Source organism: Pseudomonas sp. ICMP22404 (genome assembly GCF_006227205.1).
Lineage (GTDB): Bacteria > Pseudomonadota > Gammaproteobacteria > Pseudomonadales > Pseudomonadaceae > Aquipseudomonas.
The window spans coordinates 66664-85308 of sequence record NZ_VCNG01000011.1; the positions used below are offsets into that span (position 1 = coordinate 66664).

Here is an 18645-nt window from a genome sequence, read left to right on the forward strand (position 1 = left end):
CGACCCATAGGAAAGAGGCCATCCAATGCCCACTCTCATCGAAAAACCCTCGCAGTTGTTTACCGCCATTGTCGAGACGCTGCGTACCACCTTTCCCGGCTTGAAGGTTGGGAGTCTCCAGGACTTTGACGACACCGGCGATCAGCCTTGGGTATTGATCGCCATCGAACGCGATACGTCAGGCAATCGTGCCAACGATGGGCGTATCGCTCATGTCCTGATGTTTTCCATGCAAGTCGTTTCCCCCGGCACGGGGTTGGCGGCCTGCGACCTGGCCTGTGCGTTGAAACGCCTGATCGTCGACAACCGCTGGGATCTGTCGGCTGAGCAATGCAGCCGGCCCACGGATATCGAGGGCGTTGCATCGGTGTTCAACGGCGGGACCCGGCCGTACAGCGCCTGGGCCGTTTCATTTACCCAAACCCTGTACCTCGGTCCGACGCTGCTGGAGGACCCGCTGGGCATCCCGAAATTCGCCCGGACCTGGGAAGTGTCGAACATCGACGATCCGGACCAATACACCGCACTGGAGGGCTGAACCATGTTCGATGCGCTTCTACGCCTGTACCTGGGGCCGATCATCGAGCGCCTGGCCGGGATGGAAACCGAGCTCGAGGACTTGTACCGGCGCGCAGACAATCTCTGTCGCATCGGCGTCTGCCAGGAAGTCGATGCGGCCACCAATACCTGCAAGGTCGCCCATGGAGAGCTGTTGACCCCGGCGATCCGCTTTTTCAACCCGAGTGCCGGCGCCCAGAGCGAGTCGCGGATTCCCTCCGTGGGCGAGCAATGCCTGCTGCTGAACCATGGCGGCGGTGATGGCGGCGGACAGTCGGTGGCGTTGTTCGGCCTCAACGGCGGTCAGTTTCCCCCCGTCTCGACACAGGCAACGCTGACCCGTCGCCTTTATCCGGATGCTACGGAAAACGGCTACGACCATGCCAGTCATGTCCTGCACTGGAAAAACGGCCCGGCGACATTCACCGGCTCCCGTGAATCCCTCGAATTCACCATCGGCCCGTCGAGGCTGGCGATGACACCTGAGGCCATCGACCTGCAACTGGGTGCCGTCGGCATCCGGCTCGACGCTTCCGGTGTGCACCTGAGCGGCCCGTTGGTGGATCACCAGGGGCGTGTCATCAGTACCGCATAAGAGCTTCCCATGATCGGAATCGATAGAAACACCGGCGCCACGGTGGATGACTGGCCGCAGTTCGTGCAGCGCGCCACCCGGGCGCTGACCACCCCCTTGGGCACCCGCCAGAAACGCCCTTTGTATGGCTGCGCGCTCACGCAATTGCTGGGGCAGAACCTCGGCGATGACCTGCTGATTCTTGCCCAGAGTCACGCAGCCCAAGCCTTCTACAACCCACACAACGGCATCGGCGATTTCGAGCCGCAGGTCATCGTCGCCAGCCGTCAGGGCGCCGGATTGCTGCTGCGTTTCGCCGGCACCTGGAAAAACCGCAAACAGACTTTCGAGGTGGTGACATGAGCATGTTGATACCCGGCCAGAACCAACTGGCCGAACCGGCCATCGTCACCGTTGACGCGTTCGAGGATCTGCTCGCCGAGTTCAAAACCTTCGTGGTCGAGTACGTCGGTGCGCGCTCGCCCGACAGCGCGGCGAGGCTTGCGGTCAGCCTGGAAAACGAAAGCGAGTTGCTGACCCTGGCCCTCGAGGCCTTCTGCGTGCGCCTGCAAACCCACGAACGCAAATACAACGCCCGGATCAAGCAGATGCTGGCGTGGTGGGCCACTGGCAGTAACCTCGATGCCCGCCTGGCCGACATGGGCCTCGAACGCCAGTTGCTCGACCCGGGCGATCCGGCGGCGTTCCCACCCATCGCCCCTGTCTACGAAAGCGACGATGACGCCCGGTTGCGTTATTACCTGGCGCCCCATGCCCCGGCGGCCGGTTCGCGCATGCAGTATCGGCGGGAGATTTTTACCCTTGGCGAACGCCCCGCGGTAAAGGTTGAGAGCAGTGCAGCGGGCGTCGTGACGGTGACGTACACCTTCGATCCGGACGGGCTTGCCGCCCAGGTCAAGGACGGCAACGGACGTCGGACGGCGCCGGGCGAAGTCACGGTGACGGTGCTGTCCCGTGAAGGCGACGGCACGCCCTCCCAGACACTGCTCGACGGGGTCCGCCAGCATTTCGCCCGGCCGGATGTACGACCGGAAACGGATCTGGTCATTGTCCAGGGCGCGCAAGTCAAACCCTACAAGATTCGCGTCGTGGCGAAGATCAATCCAGGTCCTGACTCGGGCTTGACCCAAGCGGCTGCGCAACGGCAATTGCAGGAATACGCCGAGGCGTGCCATCGCCTGGAAGGCCGGGTGGACCCAAGCTGGATCGACTACACATTGCACAGCGCCGGTGCGGTTCGGCTCGAGATTCTCGAACCGTTGGCGCCGATCGTGACAACGGCTTTCCAGGCGCCGTACTGCACGGGTGTCGTGGTCGAGGTGGACACGTTATGAGTGACGACGCCCCGACCCCAAGCCTGCTGCCGGTCAACAGTTCGGCGCTGGAAAGGGCCCTGGATATCGGTTTTGCCCGGCTGCTCGAACGTATCGATCCGCCGTTTCCCGAGCTGATGAACCCGACTGCTACGCCCGTGGCGTTCCTGCCGTATCTCGCGGCGGATCGCGGGGTCAACGAGTGGAGCTCCGCAGCGCCCGAGGCTGAAAAACGCCTGACGGTTGAACTCGCCTGGCCCACCGCACGGCAGGCCGGGACGCGTAAGGCCCTGGAAAATGCGGCCAAGGGGCTGCAACTGACGCCCGAGGTCCGCGCCTGGCATGAGCAAACTCCCGTCGGTCAGCCTTACAGCTTTTCCGTCAGGGCATTCACCGAACAGCCTTACAGCGAAGAAATCGACGCCCGTCTCGACCGGCGTCTGGCCGATGCCAAAAGCGAGCGTGACACCTTGACGGTGTCGGTCGGTTTGAGTGCGTCCGGCCGACACGTCATCGGCGCGGCCACATTGTGCGGCGAGCTGACCACGGTTTATCCGATTGTCATCGAAGGGCTGGAAGCCTCGGGCCAGGCCTTCATGGCGGCCGGGCTCTACGTCGTCGAAACATCCACTATTTATCCACAGGGGGCCTGAATGGCTGACTATTACACCCTGCTCACCGATGCAGGCATCGCCTACGAAACCGCCTGCAAGGCGGCGGGCACACCCATCAAGCTCTCGCAGATTTCCGTCGGTGACGGCGGCGGCTCGGTCTACAACCCGGCCGCAACCGCCACGGCGCTCAAGCGCGAAGTCTGGCGCGGGCCACTCAATGCACTGTTCCAGGACGAGAAAAACCCGAGCTGGTTGCTGGCCGAAGTGACCATCCCGCCTGAAGTGGGCGGTTGGTATGTGCGTGAGGCCGGGATCTGGACCGATACCGGGGTTCTGTATGCGATTGTCAAATATCCGGAGTCGTTCAAGCCGGTATTGGCGACGTCTGGTTCGGGGAAAGAGTTTTATATCCGATCGATTTTTGAAACCAGTAATGCGGCGTTGGTCACCCTGTTGATCGACGATACGGTCGTTAAGGCAACTCGCGCCTGGGTCACCAGTTATGTAGCTGATGAACTTTCCAAGCTCGACAGGAAACAGTCGGTGCGGGTGGCGACCACCGCCAACATTGCCTTGAGCGGTGCACAGACCATTGATGGTGTCGCGGTCATCGCCGGGGATCGTGTCCTGGTGAAATCCCAGGCCCAGGCGAAAGACAACGGCATTTATGTCGCCGCGAATGGGGCATGGATGCGGGCGAAAGATGCTGATGCGAGTGTTGATGTTACCTCGGGGTTGAGTGTGCCGGTGGAAGAGGGCGCGACCCAAGCCAATACGTTCTGGCAGTTGATTACTGATGGTGTGATCGTGCTGGGTACCACGGCGCTGACTTTCCAGAACGTGACGCAAGGCTTTGCGCCTCTCAACTCACCAGCGCTGATCAACCCAACGGCGACGACGCCGCCCCAGTTCGATAGCAGTACGCGCGTGCAGACTACGGCTTTCGCCAAGCGAATGGGCGTCGAGTATTCAAGTTTCAGCAGCTACTCGGTGAACACCTCGCTCACGGCAGCGCATGTAGGCGGCCTGCACAGTTTCTCCAATGCGGCGCTGATCACCGCCGTTTTGCCTTCAACCACAGGTGTCGCGCAGGCTGCGACCATCACGCTTGTCTGTGCTGGGGCCGGCGGCCTGACGATCCAGGCGGCGGCTGGCGATGTGGTTTTTACCAGCAACGGTGTAACCGGCTCGCTCACATTGGGCTTGGGAGATACGGCGGAGTTTATTCGGCTTGATGCTCAATGGCGTTTGATTGGCGGGACCATGGCGCTCAAATATGGCGCTGTGATGTCTGCTCCTAACTGGATAACCCAAGCACAGTTTGACAAGAGCAAGGCGTTCGCAACGACCGAGTTCGTCAAGCGAATGGGTATCGAGCTGTCGAACTTCGATTCGCTCAGTACCAGTACGGTTCTGGGCGCAGGAAATGTGGGTGGCGTCGTCAGTGCGTCATCGGATACCGCTATTAGCGTGACCTTGCCGCCAACGGCGACGGTAGCACAAGGTGCCATGATCCTGGTGTTATGTGGTGGGGCGGGGGCGGTCACACTGTTGGTTTCGATGGGTGACGCCATGACGAACGCTAGTGGCGGCGCAATCTCGATTGTGTTGGGGCAAGGTGATTCGGCGCTGCTGACCAGGGTGTCCGGGGAGTGGCGCTTGATCAGCGGGACAGCGGCTATGCGGTACTCGGCTAAGTTCGCTGCAATTCTTGGATATTCCGCTCATCAAGTTTTGCCCAGTGGCTGGACGTTCAAGATTGGACATGCTTCAACGGACGGCTCGACAGGAACCGTGCCTGTTACTTTCCCCGTCGCGTTTCCCAACGCCTGTATGTACGTAGGTGCCATATACGCAGGGGGCAGTTCGGCGACGAATCCCTTGCTTTGCCAGTCGGGCATACCGACGCGTACAGGTTTTACAGGTTATTTCACCAGTGTGGCCACAAATAGTGCCTCCGTTACTAATGGCGGTTACAACTGGCTAGCCATCGGCTATTGAGGAACAGCTATGTTCGCTAAATGGATTGAAGAAGACGGTCGATTTGCCTTCGACTTGACCGATAACGGCGGTATCGAGATATCTGACGATGATCATGCAGCGCTCTTTGATTCGCGGTTGGGGACGAAGATCATTGGCAGAGGAGCTGATGGTCGTCCGCAGTTGCAAGACCCACCATTGCCAACGCTGGCTGAGTTGTCGCTCGTAGAGCGCGCATGGCGGAACAATCAGCTTTCAATGACTGATGGTGTTGTAACGCGCCACCGGGATGAGTTGGAAGATGGGGCAGAAACCACGCTTTCGACTGAACAATACGCTGAGCTTCAAGCGTATCGCCGGTCGCTACGCAACTGGCCGGAGTCCGGGGAGTTTCCTTTACTCGACCACCGTCCGATAGCCCCGTCCTGGCTCCCTGAGCAACCCCAATAAACGCCCCGCACCGACGGGGCGTTTTCTTTCCCGTCAAACCCTGAAAGCCCCTTCCCGAAGGGGCTTTTTCGTATCTGGAGAAACCCGAATGGCACTACGCCAAACCTACACCGTACTCGTTCCATTCCCCACCGGAGGCGGCCACTGGTCGACCATCGGCCAGGAACTCGATCTGCTCGACGTCGAGGCCAGCGCCCTGCGTAGCGCCGGTCGCCTGGCGCTGAAAAACACCGAGGTTGCCGATGCGGCCTCTACATCCCAACCGGCCAAAAAGGCCACTACCAAAAAGGCTGAATAACCATGGCTGAGGTTTTGAACTTCGAGCACAACGGCATTACCGTCAATGCCTCCGAATCTCCCGAGGCCATGGGTGGCCTGGGGGACAACGTCATCGGGCTGGTCGGCACCGCGCCGAAGGCCGATCCGCTGATTCCGCGCAACGCACCGTTCCGCATCAACAGCTTCACCACCCAGGCGTTGCTCGATCCGACCGGCACCGAAGCCGGTACGCTGTATCACGCGGTGTTCCAGATCCTCAAAGTGGTCAAGGTGCCGGTCTACGTGGTGATCGTCGAAGAGGGCGCCACCCCCGCCGATACGCAGAACAACGTCATCGGCGGCATCGAAGCGCAGACCGGTCGCAAGCTGGGCCTGGCGGCCTTGAGTGGCGTGGCCGAGGACTTGACCATCATTGGCGCGCCGGGCTTCACCGGCACCAAGGCGGTGGCCAGTGAGTTCGCCTCGTTCGGCAAGCGCATCAAGGCTCGCGTGGTACTCGACGGCAAGGATGTCGCAGTCGCCGATCAGGTGACCTACAGCCAGGAGCTGGGCGGCGCCGACCTCGGTTTCGACCGTTGCCTGGTGGTGCACAACATGCCAGCGGTCTACTCCAAGGCCGCGAAGAAAAACGTCTTCCTGGCGCCGTCGAGCCTGGCCATCGCCGCGCTCGCCAAGGTCAAGCAATGGGAGAGCCCGGGCAACCAGGTGACCTATGCCGAGGACGTTTCGCGCACCGTGGAATACAACATCCTCGACACCTCCACCGAAGGCGACCTGCTCAACCGCTACGGCATCAGCTACTACGCCCGAACCATCCTCGGCGGGTTCTCGCTGCTGGGCAACCGCTCCATCACCGGCAAGTTCATCAGCTACGTCGGCCTGGAGGATGCCATCAGCCGCAAGCTGGTCAAGGCCGGCCAGAAAGCCATGGCGAAGAACCTGACCAAGTCCTTCATGGACCAGGAGGTCAAGCGCATCAACGACTGGCTGCAAACCCTGGTGGCCGACGAAACCATCCCGGGCGGCAGCGTGTACCTGCATCCGGAACTCAACAGTGTCGAGAAGTACAAGAACGGCACCTGGTACGTGGTGATCGACTACGGCCGCTACGCGCCGAACGAACACATGATTTATCAACTCAACGCCCGCGATGAAATCATCGAGCAGTTCCTGGAGGACGTTCTCTAATGTTTACCAACCGCGTAAGACAGGCCATCGCGGCCACCCTGCAAGGCCTGCCGTTGTCGGCGACCGTGGAAGAATTCACCCCGCCGAAGATCGAGTTCGACATGGAAGAGATGCGCGGCGGGCGCTTCATCACCGAGGAAATGGCCAAAGGCGGCAAGGCCCTCAACGCCAAGCTCAGCCTGCAAGGTGTCGGCCCGGAAATCATGCTGGCGCTGGGTGTCAGTGTCGGTGACGACATCCTGCTGAACGTGCGTGAAGCCGGCCAGGATCAGGATGGCAATACCTGGTTCACCTACCACACCGTCGGCGGCAAGCTGAAATCCCTGGAAGAGACCGCGCTGAAGATGGGTGAGAAGCCCAAGACCAATCTCGAGCTGTCGTGCCGCACCTACAACCGCCTGGAAAACGGCGTTCCGGTGATCGACATCGACGTGCGCACCCAGAAGTTCGTGCTCAACGGCGTCGACATTCTCGGCGATGCGCGCCGTGCGGTGCTGTTGCCTTGACCCTCAGTTGAACACAGTCCCTGTGGGAGCGAGCCTGCTCGCGATAGCAGTGTGTCAGACACCTTGATGCTGAAGGTACTGGCGCATTCGCGAGCAGGCTCGCTCCCACAAGGGGCTCACATTCACCAAGGAATTGATTCATGTCCTGGACGCCTCCCCAACACATTCTGCTGTCATCCATCACCGGTGACGACGGATCGCAGATCGACCAGTTGCAACTCAAACCCCTGTTCTACGCCGCGCAGAAAGACGCCCTGGCCCGTGCCGGCGACGATGAGGACGACCAGTTCTTCGAGCTGGCCAAGTTGGCCACCGGCCTGTCGGTCAAGGAACTGGATCAGCTCAAGCGCCCGGACTACGTGAGCATCGCCCAGTACGTGCACGACATGTCGACCCGTCCGGCGGCGTATTTCCTCGAGCAGGTCGCCGAAGCGGACCACGCACTGGCCGATCCCGACCAGGTGCAACTGCTGCAACCGCTCAACGTGGCGGGCCGCAGCGTGACCTCGTTGACCCTGGAAATGCCGGTATTGCGAGCCACCAAGGCGATGAAGAAGCTGAAGACGGCGAAAGAACGCGCCGAATTCATCACCGCCCACTGCACCGGCCTGATGCTGCCCGACCTGGACCTGCTGACCGTGCCCGACTGGACACAACTGCAGGTGCGCATCGACGATTTTTTAAACAAACCGGCGGACTTCTTTCGGAGCGCGACATCGAAGTGATCCTCGATGTCGTGCCGCTCATTTACCCGGTAAGTGAAGCGGAGATTCTCGAATGGGACGCCGGCAAGGCATTGCGCCGTTACGACATCGCGATCACTCGCCTTGGCGTGAAACAGGAGTAGAGCGGGATGGCAGACAGTAAATATTCGCTGTCCTTTGCGGCGAGCACCGATATGCCGACACTCGGCGGTGTGTCTGAAGCGTCGGGGCTGAATCTGGCATTGAGCACGGCCAGTCTCGACATCCGGCTGCTGGTGTCGGAGCAAATGAAACTGCGGGGGACGCTGGCATCGCTGAACACCACGCTCTTGGCGCAACAGTCATTGCTCAAGGCGAATGCAGTGGTGCCAGCGACGAGTGCGGTGCCTAAGTCGAAGCTCAGGGCAGAGGTCGATCAACTGGCGCCTCCTGGTGTCCTCAAGCCTGCAATGGCGATGCAGACGGCCATGGTCGACCTGAACCAGAAGCTGCAGCTGTCACCGGAACAACTGCAGGTGATGTCCAACGAAAACCAGAAGATCGCCGCTGAAAAGCAAGCCGCATCCAGCGGGGCGACCGCTGTGCAACTGGCGCAGATCCAGCTGGCGGCGATCAACGCGGGGCTGCTCAAAGACGTCAAACCCGAAGACCGCCAGCAAGTGCTGACGGATTTCGCCCGCGACAGTTTGGTGATGGCGTCGGCCTACAGGATTGAGGTGCTGAACGCCGGCGCGCTCATGGCTGGCTTGCGCACTGGCTTGAACCTGGATCGAGGGAAAAGTCTCGAATTGGCTAACGCGGCCAACCGCCTTGGCGCCAGCGCCAGTTTGAAAGCCTCGGCGGCGGACATCGGTTCGGTTGCCCAGCGCGGTGGCGAGACCGCCATCGCGGCGGGCATGACACCTGAGCAGGTCGCCGCCATTGCGGCCGCGCTGTTGAACGCCTCTGTCGGCAAGGACGAAGCGGGCGCCTCGCTGAAGACCCTGGGCGCCGCGTTAGGCAAGGGCGACAAGGTCACGCCGGAGCAGCGAACGGCCTGGACTCAACTGGACATCGAGCCGGGGGCGCTGGCCAGCAGGCTGCGCACGGATGCATCGGGCGCGATCAAGGATCTGCTGGCGACGCTGCAGAGCAAACCTGCCGAGCAGCAGAGCTTATTGCTCAAGACGCTGTTCGACGGCGACGAGGGCATCGGCAAGTTGCTGAAGTCGCCCCAGGACCTGAAGACCGCGCTCACCGTGGCATCCGATAAGGGCGATGGAGACAAGGGATCGATGGCCCAAACCGCCGACGCGCTGGGAAACACCTCGCAAGCGCGCTGGAATGCACTGGATGCCAGCGTGACCCGTCTCGATACAGCGATTGGCAGCGCCATCACGCCCATTACCGATCTGGCGATGCTTGGCGTGGACGCGCTGGCGACGGGGTTGAGCGCTGCGGCCGAGTCGCTGCCGAAAGTCACCGCGGCGTTGGCCTTGTTTGGCGCGGCGCTCGCGTCACCGTTTCGCAGCGCCATTCTGGACAAAGTGACGTCGGGCGTTGCCTCCACCCGTGAGGCACTGCTGAAACCGGACGCAGCCATCCAGCCACCGGCAAGCGATGCGCCTGGAACTCAAGCCAAGGACGGCGGGCAGAAGCAACCGGACGCAGGAAAAGCCCGAACTTCCCGCCCTGATATGCGCAGCCGACTGGCAATCTCCGCAGCTCGAGCGAGAACCTTTACCGGCAGGCTGGGCGCGCCCCTGGCGCTGGCCAGTGCCGGCTACGACGGTATCAAAGCTCTTGAGGCCGGTGATTACAAGGCCGCTTCAGGGGCGGCTGGAGCCGGCCTTGGTGGGCTGGCAGGCGGTTATGCCGGTGCCGCCGCCGGCGCGATGCTCGGCAGTTTCGTTCCGGTGATCGGCACCGCGATCGGTGCATTGGTCGGCGGTGCGCTGGGTTCCTATTTCGGTAGCGAGGGCGGTGAATCCCTGGGCGAGGCTATCTACACCGGGGGTGATCGCCTCAAGTCGCCGGAACAGGTCAGCAAAGACCTCACCAGCAGCCAGACCAGTACCCAACAAAACACCATGACCGCCAACATCTACATCAACGGTCAGGATCAGGCCAGCGCCAGTCAGTTGGCCAATCTGGTGGTGCAGCAGATTACCGGCCAGTTCGGCCTGACAACCATGCCCAACTCACTGGCCATGCGCAGTGACGCGGCCCTGACCGACGGAGGTACGTGATGCGTCAGCAAATGGCACTCGGCAGTTTCATTTTCGGGCTGTCGAGAAACTTCGCGTACCACTCGCTGGTACGCACCTCGGATGGCGGCTGGAAGAGCATCGACATCCTCACCAGCAAACCCAAGTCCAGCCAGGTCGGTCAAGGCCTGCAAGGGCTGACGATTACGGGCAAGTCGATGTACGCGACCGCCATGGATCGGCTCGATGAGCTGCGTGCATTGCAGGCCTTACGCGTGCCTGTGCCGTTGGTGGATGGCATCGGGCGCAACTGGGGTCTGTGGCAGATCAACAAGGTGTCGGAAACCCAGACCGAGGTCATCGATGACGGCACGGCGATGGTGGTCGGCTGGGTGATTGAATTGACGGAGTTCGCCAATGCGTAGGGTTCGAAGTATCGCCGGTGATTCGGTGAATCTGTTGCTGTACCGCGAGCTTGAGTGTTGTGACGATGCCACCGAGCAAGCGCTCTGGCTGCTCAATCCCGGGCTGGCCGAATGGGGCCCGGTGCTGCCGGCGGGGGTGTGGGTTGCCTTGCCGGAGGTGGATCTGAAACCCGTTGCACCCGCACCGGTATCGGCTTGGGATTAAGGAGGCAACATGTCACTGGGTTTCACGCCAACAGTAGAAATCTATGGTGCGAATGCGGCACTGCTCAATGAGCGATTGCTCAGTTGGACCCACGTCGACGCGGCGGGGATCGAGTCCGATCAGTTGACCCTCGTCATCAGCCTGGAAGGGCTTGAGGGGTTACCCAGCCTCGGCGGAAAAATCGGTCTGCGGGTGGGTTACCTGGAGTCCGGACTGGTGGACAAGGGGGAGTTTGTCATTACCCGGCGCACGCCGACGCTGTTTCCCCTGCGCTTGACGTTGGTAGCCATGGCCGCGCCGTTCAGTGCGGCGGACCAGACCGGGTTCAAGCAGCGCCGGTCCGTCAGCCATGGCCCGACGACCTTGGGCGCGCTGTTTCGTGAACTGACAACCCGGCATGGTTTTTCGCCGCGTGTGGCGCCGGAGCTGTCGCTGATAAAAATCGAGCACATCGACCAGTCCAACGAAACCGATATGGGCTTCCTGACGCGCTTGGCCCATCGGCATGACGCCGTCGCCAAACCGATCAACGAATGGTATGTGCTGGCTCGGCGTGGTCAGGCGAAGTCGCTGTCGGGCAAGGTTTTGCCGGAGATCAAGCTGTCGGTGACGACGAACAATCGTCCAGGCGATCAGGCCTTTATCTCCGCTGTCCTCGATGAAACCGCCCGGGCGAAATACCAGGGCTGCAAGACCCGTTGGTGGGACGCGGCAGCTGGCAAAGTGCAGGTGGAGGAAAGTGGCATCGCGCCGTTCAAGATCCTTCGACAGCATTTCCAGAGCGCAGAAGACGCCCGCGCCGCCGGTGAAGGCGAAGTGCGCAGGCTGATGCGCGAAGCCCTCAAGGTCGCCATCGAATGCCCGGGCAACCCGGGGTTGTCCGCCGAAGGCATCGTCCTGCTGGACCCGACCTGGCCGGATTTCATGCGCGGCCGCTGGTCGATCGACAAGGTCACCGCCACCGGTGACCGGGAAAAGAGCTATCGCTGCAAGATCGACGCAACCTGCCTCGACGCCAAGGCCTGATTCTCACCCAGGATCGCCCTCAATCACGACATCCGGGAATGACGCGGGGCCTGTGGGAGCGAGCCTGCTCGCGATGAGGTCGGCACATCCGACATCTATTTCAACTGACCCGCCGCCATCGCGAGCAGGCTCGCTCCCACCCTGGATTGCTGGCGATCACAGCATTCGGGAACACCACCGGACCTTTGTGGGAGCGAGCCTGCTCGCGAAGACGTCGGCACATCCAACATCTCTCTCGACTGACCCACTGCCATCGCGAGCAGGCTCGCTCCCACCCTGGATTGCTGGCGATCCCAGCATTCGGGAACACCACCGGACCTTTGTGGGAGCGAGCCTGCTCGCGATGAGGGCGGCATATCCAACATCTCTCTCGACTGACCCACCGCTTTCGCGAGCAAGCCCGCTCCCACCCTGGATTGCTGGCGATCCCAGCATTCGGGAACACCACCTGACCTTTGTGGGAGCGAGCCTGCTCGCGAAGACGTCGGCACATCCGACATCTATCTCGACTGATCCACCGCTTTCGCGAGCAAGCCCGCTCCCACCCTGGATTGCTGGCGATCACAGCATTCGTGAATGACGCAGGACCTGTGGGAGCGAGCCTGCTCGCGATGAGGGCGGCATATCCAACATCTCTCTCGACTGACCCGCCGCTTTCGCGGGCAAGCCCGCTCCCACAGGGCTTCTGACTTTACTTGCCTATCACCGGAGCACTCTCCATGCAGATCACGCCGATCCTCACGCAGTTGCGTGAGCAATGCCCAACGCTCGCCAGTCGAGTGATCGCGGGCCTGGACCTCGTCGCGTTGCAAGCCGGCACGCCCCTGCAAACCCCGTGTGCCTATGTTCTGTCGAGCACCGATGTGGCGAGCCGGAACACGGCACAGAACGTCACGCTGCAAACGGTGCGTGACCGTTTCGACGTGGTGTTGGTGCTCGATGCCAGTGACGCGACAACCGCGCTGGATCTGTTGCACGACCTGCGAGCCGAATTGTGGCGCGGGTTGGTGGGGTTCAAGCCTGGCGCCACTTACTCCGGCATTGAATACGACGGCAGCGAACCGGTCTCCGTCAACAGCGACCGAGCGTTGTTCCGGTTGCGCTTTTTCGCTGAGTTCCAGCTGGGCCGCAATCTGGCGAGCCAGCCTGCCGAAAGCTGGCACGAACGTGAACTGGACGGATTGTCGTCCTTTACCGGGGCCACCGTGCAGGTCGATGCCATCGACCCGGCGGACCCCAACCTGAAACGTCCCGGCCCCGACGGGCGCCTGGAACTGACTTTCTCTGGAGACGTAACCCCATGAGCAAACGCATCACCGTACTGCCGGCCCCGGGCCGTGTGGTACCGGACCCGGAAGCGGGCGATCTGTTGCCCCTCGAAGGCCGTGAAGTGCCGGACAACGCCTGGTGGCGTCGACGTCTGGCCGACGGCGATATCACTACCAAAGCCGTGAAAGCGGCCAAACCACAGGGAGCCAAATAATGGCGATCGGATTCAGCAACATCCCCGCGGACATTCGTGTTCCGCTGTTCTACGCCGAAATGGACAACTCGGCCGCCAATAGCGCGTCGTCGGCCATGCGCCGGTTGATCGTCGCCCAGGTCAACGACAACATTGCCCCGGCAGCGGTCGGCAAACTGGTGCTGGTCTCCAGCGTCGCCCTGGCCAAAAGCATCGGCGGGCAGGGCTCGATGCTCGCCTCGATGTACGAGACCTGGCGCAAGACCGACCCGCTTGGCGAAATCTGGTGCCTGCCGCTGCACAACGTCGAAGGCGCCATTGCCAAGGGCGTGCTGACCCTTACCGGCACCGCCACCGAAAGCGGTGTGCTCAACCTTTACATCGGCGGCGTACGTGTTCAGGCAGCCACCGTCAACGGTGCTACCGCGGCCCAGGCTGCCACGGCGCTGGCCTTGAAAGTCAACGCGACAGCCGACCTGCCAGTGACCGCCGCAGCCGTCGACGGAGTGGTGACCCTCAGCGCCAAATGGACCGGCGACAGTGGCAACGACATCAGCCTGCAGTTCAATCGTCTGGGCAAGAGCAACGGTGAAGACACCCCCGCGGGCCTGACCACTGCCATCACCCCCATGACCGGTGGCGCTGGCGTACCGGACCAGACCGCCGCCGTCGCGGCCCTGGGTGACGAGCCATTCGAATTCATCGCCATGCCGTGGTCCGACCTGTCGAGCCTGAATACCTGGCAAGCGGTGATGGATGACAGCACCGGTCGCTGGTCCTGGGCCAAGCAGTTGTTCGGCCATGTCTACAGTGCCAAGCGCGGCACCATCGGCACTCTGGTGGCGGCCGGCCAGGCGCGCAACGACCAGCACATGACCATTCAGGCCCTGGAGCCGGGCGTGCCGCAACCGTCGTGGGTCCAGGCCGCCGCACTGGCCGCCCGCACCGCCGTGTTTATCTCGGCCGACGCCAGCCGTCCGACCCAGAGCGGCAGCCTGCCGGGCCTGGATCCGGCACCGGCCAGCGAACGCTTCACCTTGACCGAGCGCCAGTCGCTGCTCAACTACGGCATCGCGACCGCCTACTACGAAGGCGGCTATGTGCGTATTCAGCGCTCCATCACCACGTATCAGAAAAATGCCTTCGGCCAGGCTGACAACTCTTACCTGGACAGCGAAACCATGCACCAGTCGGCGTTCATCGTGCGTCGCCTGCAAAGTGTGATCACCAGCAAGTACGGTCGCCACAAACTGGCCTCCGACGGCACCCGCTTCGGCGCCGGCCAACCCATCGTGACCCCGAGCACGATTCGCGGCGAGCTGATCGCCCAGTACGCCAAGCTGGAGCTGGAAGGTCACGTGGAAAACGCCGAGTTGTTCGCCGAACACCTGATCGTCGAGCGCGACAGCCAGGACCCGAGCCGGGTCAATGTGCTGTTCCCTCCGGATTACATCAACGGCCTGCGAGTGTTCGCGCTGCTCAACCAATTCCGTCTGCAGTACGACGCTGCTGCCTGAGTGTCGTGTTTGAACGCATGAATTCAGCCCACCCCGCGTGGGCTTTTTATTTGAAGGAGAAACACCATGGGTCAACTGATTGCGGGCACCTGCTACGTCAAAGTGGACGGCGCCCAACTGACCATCAACGGTGGCTGCGAAGCACCACTGATGTTCACCAAACGTGAAACCGTCGTACCGGGTTTCTATAAGGAAACCGACATCGCTCCGTCCTTCAAGGTGACGGCGTTGCACACTGCGGACTTCCCGCTCAAGCAACTGGTGGCCGGCACCGACATGACCGTCACGTGCGAGTTCAGCAACGGCAAGGTCTACGTGCTGGCCGGCGCCTACCTGGTGGAAGAACCGGTGTCCAAGGGCGACGACGCCACCATCGAACTGAAATTCGAAGGCATCAAGGGGACCTGGCAATGAGCGATATGGTGACCTTGCGCGTGGCCATCGAGGCCCACGGCGAGCCGGTGAACCAACTGACCCTGCGCCGTCCGACGGTGCAGGAGGTCCGGGCGATCAAGGCGCTGCCGTACAAGATCGACAAGAGCGAGGAGGTGAGCCTGGACATGGACGTCTCGGCCAAATACATCGCGGTCTGCGCCGGCATCCCACCGTCGTCGGTCAACCAGCTGGACCTGGCCGACCTCAACGCGCTGAGCTGGGCTGTCGCGAGTTTTTTCATGAGTGCGGCGTCGCAGCCATCGGCGATCTGATCGCAGCCGCCTATGACCTGGCCTGGTTCTGGAAGGTTGACCCCGAACAGATGATGGCCAGGCCACTGGATGTGCTCCGTGAATCCCTGGAGCACGCGCAACGGATCAATGCGATGCAGCAGGTGCAGTGATGGCAGACACACAGAAGGTAGAGAAAAAAGCGGTGCTGCTGACCGGCATCGACGAGCTGTCGCCCAAGCTCGCCGGCCTTCGGGAGAAGGTCCAGGGCTTCAAACAGAACCTCGATGCGACCGGTCTTGGCAGTCTGGATATTTCCGGGCTGCTGCCGGACGGCGGTATCGCCAAACCGTTCATGGACGGGCTTAAGTCGGCGGTGGCGTTCAAGGGTGAAGTCGTGGAGGTGAACGCGGCAGCCAGCGCCGTCCAGGCTCCGGCCGCGCCGTTGGTAGCGGCACAGGGCCTGGATGGATTGAAGACGTCCATCAGCAATGTGTCGTTGCAGTTCGGCTCGGCGTTGGTACCCGCGGTCAATGCGTTGACGGTTGGTCTACAGCCGATGATCGGTGGTGTGGCCCAGGTGCTGCAGGACAATCCGCAACTGGTGCAGGGCCTGGCAACGGGCGCCGTGGCGTTCAGTGCGATGCAGACGGCGGTCAGCGGTGCGAGCCAGGCCCTCGAAGTGGTCAGCCTCGCCCTGAAAATGAACCCCATTGGCCTGGCCGCCATGGGCATCGCCTTGGCGGCGGGGATGATCATCGCTTACTGGGAACCGATCTCGGCGTTCTTCGCCGGGCTCTGGCAAAGGCTTGCGCCCATCGTTGTGCCGATGGCCGAGTTCTTCAAGACGCTGTTCGCCTTTACCCCGATGGGGCAGGTGATCAGCAACTGGGGGCCGATCAGCAGTTTCTTCGGCGCGCTGTGGAATGTGCTCGTGGCGGCGGCGACGCCCATCATCGGCTTTATGCAGACGTTGTTCGCTTGGTCGCCCCTGGGTTTGATCATCAATAACTGGGGCCCCCTGACCGGGTTGTTCTCGGCCATCTGGGATCTGCTCAAGGCCTTGACCGTGCCGGTGATGGACGCGCTCCAGGGCCTTTTCAACTGGACGCCGTTGGGCCTGATCATGGCCAACTGGGGCACCCTTGTGGACGTCTTCGCCGGAATCTGGGAAGGCCTGCGCAATCAGGTGTCGATCATGTTGGCAGTGTTCGGCGGGCTATTCGACTGGTCGCCCATCGAGGGCCTCACGAAGCAGAGGGGGCCAGTGAGTGAGTGGCTCAGCCAGTGGTGGGACGAGCTGCAGGAGGTGATCGCGCCGATCAAGGCGTTCTTCAACGGTGGTTTTGGCGAGGTCATCACCACGTTTACCGGCAAGGTCCAAGGGCTGACCGACGAGCAGCAGAAGACCAATGCCGAAGGTAAGGGTGAACTGGCGCCGGCGTTTTTTGGCGCGGCCAATGAATCGTCGTCGGGGCTGTCCTCCAGCTTGGCGCCGATGCCTGGCAATCTTGCGCAGAAAGCCTCGCTGGCGCCCGGTGCGCTGCCGCAGACCTCCAGTGCGTTGGTGCAACAAAGTGCCGCGAACAGTCGCACCCAGCTTGAAGGCGGCCTGACCGTACGCTTCGAAAACGCGCCGGCCGGTTTGCGCGCCGAGCCTCCGCAGACCAATCAACCGGGCCTGGCGGTGAGTTCGCGCATCGGTTATCGCTCTCTGTCCGCAGGAGGTTCCAATGAGCTGGCGTGATCGTTTATTGCCGGCGTCGTTCCGTGGCGTCGGGTTCTGGGTCGACCAGGCGAAAACCCCGGTAGGGCACAAGGGCCAGTTGCATGAATACCCGCAGCGCGACCAACCGTTTTTCGAAGGGCTGGGCCAGCAGGCGAAGATCCATGAACTGACCGCGTTTATCGTCGGCCCCGACTGCCTGGAGCAGCGTGACAAACTGCTCAAGGCGTTGGAGCAGGGCAGTGGCGAGCTGGTGCACCCTTGGCTGGGACGGATGCAGGTCAAGGTCGGCGAGTGCGACATGACCCAGACCCGCCAGGACGGCGGGCTGGTCACCTTTGCCCTGAAGTTCTACCCCAACCAGCCGCTGCAATTTCCCTCGGCCGCGATCAACAGCCAGAAACTGCTGCTGGTGTCGGCTGACAGCTTCCTGGGTTCGGCGGTGCGGCGTTTCGAAGACGCGATGACCTTGATCAAGGCCGCGCGGATCGGCATCGCCGACCTGCGCAACAGCCTCAAGGAGGTCTACGGGGTTATCGAGCAGGAGCTGAAGCCGTTGATCGAGGTCTATGGGCAGCTCAGCGATCTGGTCAAGGCGGTAAAGGAGTTGCCCAAGGAAGTGGCGGCCGAGTTCAAGGGATTGTTGGGGGACATCCGAGAGCTGAAGGACTTTGCCCGTGATGGCTATCGCGGCGTGATTGCCAGCGTGTCGCAACAGGTCGAAGCCATCCGCCAGGCGGACGCGCCCAAACTCACCACCGGCAAGGACACCACGGCGGCGGCCCAGGCCGTGGCCGATCTGGTCCAGGACACGCTGTTGGTCCAGGCCGCGCAATGGATTGCGGCGATGCCCGTGGCGGCGCCGGTGGTCAAGCTTGGCGCCACGCCTTCAGTGGCGCAGCAGGCCGTGCAGCCGATCCAACGCCGGGATGTACCGGTGGCCGACGATGTCCTGGCCCTGCGTGATGCCCTCAACGAAGCCATTTGGCAGGCCTCCCTCAAGGCCGATCCGGATCATTACCAGGCATTGAACAACCTGCGTCAGCAAATGGCCGCGCACCTGACGGCGGTGGCGTCATCGGGTGTCCGGTTGATCAACCTGTCGTTCAAGCAAAGCCTGCCGGCGCTGGTGGTGGCTTATCAGCAATTTGCCGATGCCACCCGGGTGACCGAAGTGATCCAGCGCAACGGCGTGGCCCACCCAGGTTTCCTGCCGCCCAACGACCTGAAAGTCTCGGGGGAGTAA

Annotated in this window: 22 protein-coding genes; all 22 read left to right on the forward strand. The window is 62.0% G+C overall.

The window, feature by feature from the left end; translation table 11 throughout:
• Nucleotides 1-25 precede the first annotated feature (25 nt).
• The 22 genes from FGE05_RS19190 to FGE05_RS19295 all read left to right on the forward strand — a co-directional run bounded on the left by FGE05_RS19190 (nt 26) and on the right by FGE05_RS19295 (nt 18645).
• A complete protein-coding gene (locus tag FGE05_RS19190) occupies nt 26-538 on the forward strand; it encodes a hypothetical protein (protein WP_139647400.1) in 513 nt (170 codons plus the stop codon).
• 3 nt (nt 539-541) lie between these two features.
• Nucleotides 542-1153, forward strand: a complete 612-nt coding sequence (locus FGE05_RS19195) for a phage baseplate assembly protein V (protein ID WP_139647402.1) — start codon at nt 542-544, stop codon at nt 1151-1153.
• Nucleotides 1154-1162: 9 nt separating this feature from the next.
• On the forward strand, nt 1163-1495 hold the full coding sequence (locus FGE05_RS19200; protein WP_024779051.1) for a phage baseplate protein: 333 nt from the start codon (nt 1163-1165) through the stop codon (nt 1493-1495).
• Nucleotides 1492-2487 (forward strand): baseplate J/gp47 family protein, encoded by a 996-nt coding sequence (locus FGE05_RS19205; RefSeq protein ID WP_139647404.1) that lies wholly within the window; start codon nt 1492-1494, stop codon nt 2485-2487. Before FGE05_RS19200 ends, FGE05_RS19205 begins: the two co-directional genes overlap by 4 nt.
• Nucleotides 2484-3119, forward strand: a complete 636-nt coding sequence (locus FGE05_RS19210; protein ID WP_139647406.1) for a phage tail protein I — start codon at nt 2484-2486, stop codon at nt 3117-3119. The genes FGE05_RS19205 and FGE05_RS19210 overlap by 4 nt, the downstream gene beginning before the upstream one ends.
• Nucleotides 3120-5081, forward strand: a complete 1962-nt coding sequence (locus FGE05_RS30145) for a phage tail protein (RefSeq protein WP_257225679.1) — start codon at nt 3120-3122, stop codon at nt 5079-5081. It begins immediately after the preceding gene.
• Between the two features lie 9 nt (nt 5082-5090).
• Entirely contained in the window at nt 5091-5510 is a 420-nt protein-coding gene (locus FGE05_RS19220; RefSeq protein ID WP_139647408.1) for a phage tail protein, read from the forward strand.
• An 88-nt stretch (nt 5511-5598) separates the two neighbouring features.
• Complete coding sequence (locus FGE05_RS19225; protein WP_139647410.1) at nt 5599-5808, forward strand: hypothetical protein; 210 nt, start codon at nt 5599-5601, stop codon at nt 5806-5808.
• A gap of 2 nt (nt 5809-5810) precedes the next feature.
• On the forward strand, nt 5811-6977 hold the full coding sequence (locus FGE05_RS19230; protein ID WP_139647412.1) for a phage tail protein: 1167 nt from the start codon (nt 5811-5813) through the stop codon (nt 6975-6977).
• Nucleotides 6977-7483, forward strand: coding sequence for a phage major tail tube protein (locus FGE05_RS19235; protein WP_024779059.1), 507 nt, complete (start codon nt 6977-6979; stop codon nt 7481-7483). The genes FGE05_RS19230 and FGE05_RS19235 overlap by 1 nt, the downstream gene beginning before the upstream one ends.
• A gap of 140 nt (nt 7484-7623) precedes the next feature.
• Nucleotides 7624-8208 (forward strand): phage tail assembly protein, encoded by a 585-nt coding sequence (locus FGE05_RS19240; protein ID WP_139647414.1) that lies wholly within the window; start codon nt 7624-7626, stop codon nt 8206-8208.
• 128 nt (nt 8209-8336) lie between these two features.
• Nucleotides 8337-10415: a phage tail tape measure protein gene (locus FGE05_RS19245; RefSeq protein ID WP_139647416.1), complete on the forward strand. Its 2079-nt coding sequence runs from the start codon at nt 8337-8339 to the stop codon at nt 10413-10415.
• Entirely contained in the window at nt 10415-10798 is a 384-nt protein-coding gene (locus FGE05_RS19250) for a phage tail protein (RefSeq protein WP_024779062.1), read from the forward strand. The genes FGE05_RS19245 and FGE05_RS19250 overlap by 1 nt, the downstream gene beginning before the upstream one ends.
• Nucleotides 10791-11003: a tail protein X gene (locus tag FGE05_RS19255; protein ID WP_047701972.1), complete on the forward strand. Its 213-nt coding sequence runs from the start codon at nt 10791-10793 to the stop codon at nt 11001-11003. The genes FGE05_RS19250 and FGE05_RS19255 overlap by 8 nt, the downstream gene beginning before the upstream one ends.
• A gap of 9 nt (nt 11004-11012) precedes the next feature.
• Nucleotides 11013-12029, forward strand: a complete 1017-nt coding sequence (locus FGE05_RS19260) for a contractile injection system protein, VgrG/Pvc8 family (protein ID WP_139647418.1) — start codon at nt 11013-11015, stop codon at nt 12027-12029.
• A gap of 719 nt (nt 12030-12748) precedes the next feature.
• On the forward strand, nt 12749-13333 hold the full coding sequence (locus tag FGE05_RS19265; RefSeq protein WP_139647420.1) for a hypothetical protein: 585 nt from the start codon (nt 12749-12751) through the stop codon (nt 13331-13333).
• Nucleotides 13330-13512, forward strand: coding sequence for a DUF2635 domain-containing protein (locus tag FGE05_RS19270; RefSeq protein WP_007907211.1), 183 nt, complete (start codon nt 13330-13332; stop codon nt 13510-13512). Before FGE05_RS19265 ends, FGE05_RS19270 begins: the two co-directional genes overlap by 4 nt.
• Nucleotides 13512-15008, forward strand: coding sequence for a phage tail sheath subtilisin-like domain-containing protein (locus FGE05_RS19275; RefSeq protein WP_139647422.1), 1497 nt, complete (start codon nt 13512-13514; stop codon nt 15006-15008). Before FGE05_RS19270 ends, FGE05_RS19275 begins: the two co-directional genes overlap by 1 nt.
• Before the next feature lie 66 nt (nt 15009-15074).
• Complete coding sequence (locus FGE05_RS19280) at nt 15075-15422, forward strand: phage tail tube protein (protein WP_024780162.1); 348 nt, start codon at nt 15075-15077, stop codon at nt 15420-15422.
• Nucleotides 15419-15715: a phage tail assembly protein gene (locus FGE05_RS19285; RefSeq protein WP_139647424.1), complete on the forward strand. Its 297-nt coding sequence runs from the start codon at nt 15419-15421 to the stop codon at nt 15713-15715. The genes FGE05_RS19280 and FGE05_RS19285 overlap by 4 nt, the downstream gene beginning before the upstream one ends.
• A gap of 130 nt (nt 15716-15845) precedes the next feature.
• Nucleotides 15846-17420: a phage tail protein gene (locus FGE05_RS19290; protein WP_139647426.1), complete on the forward strand. Its 1575-nt coding sequence runs from the start codon at nt 15846-15848 to the stop codon at nt 17418-17420.
• Nucleotides 17407-18645 carry a DNA circularization protein gene (locus FGE05_RS19295; protein ID WP_139647428.1) on the forward strand — a complete coding sequence of 413 codons (1239 nt, stop codon included), beginning with the start codon at nt 17407-17409 and terminating at the stop codon, nt 18643-18645. Before FGE05_RS19290 ends, FGE05_RS19295 begins: the two co-directional genes overlap by 14 nt.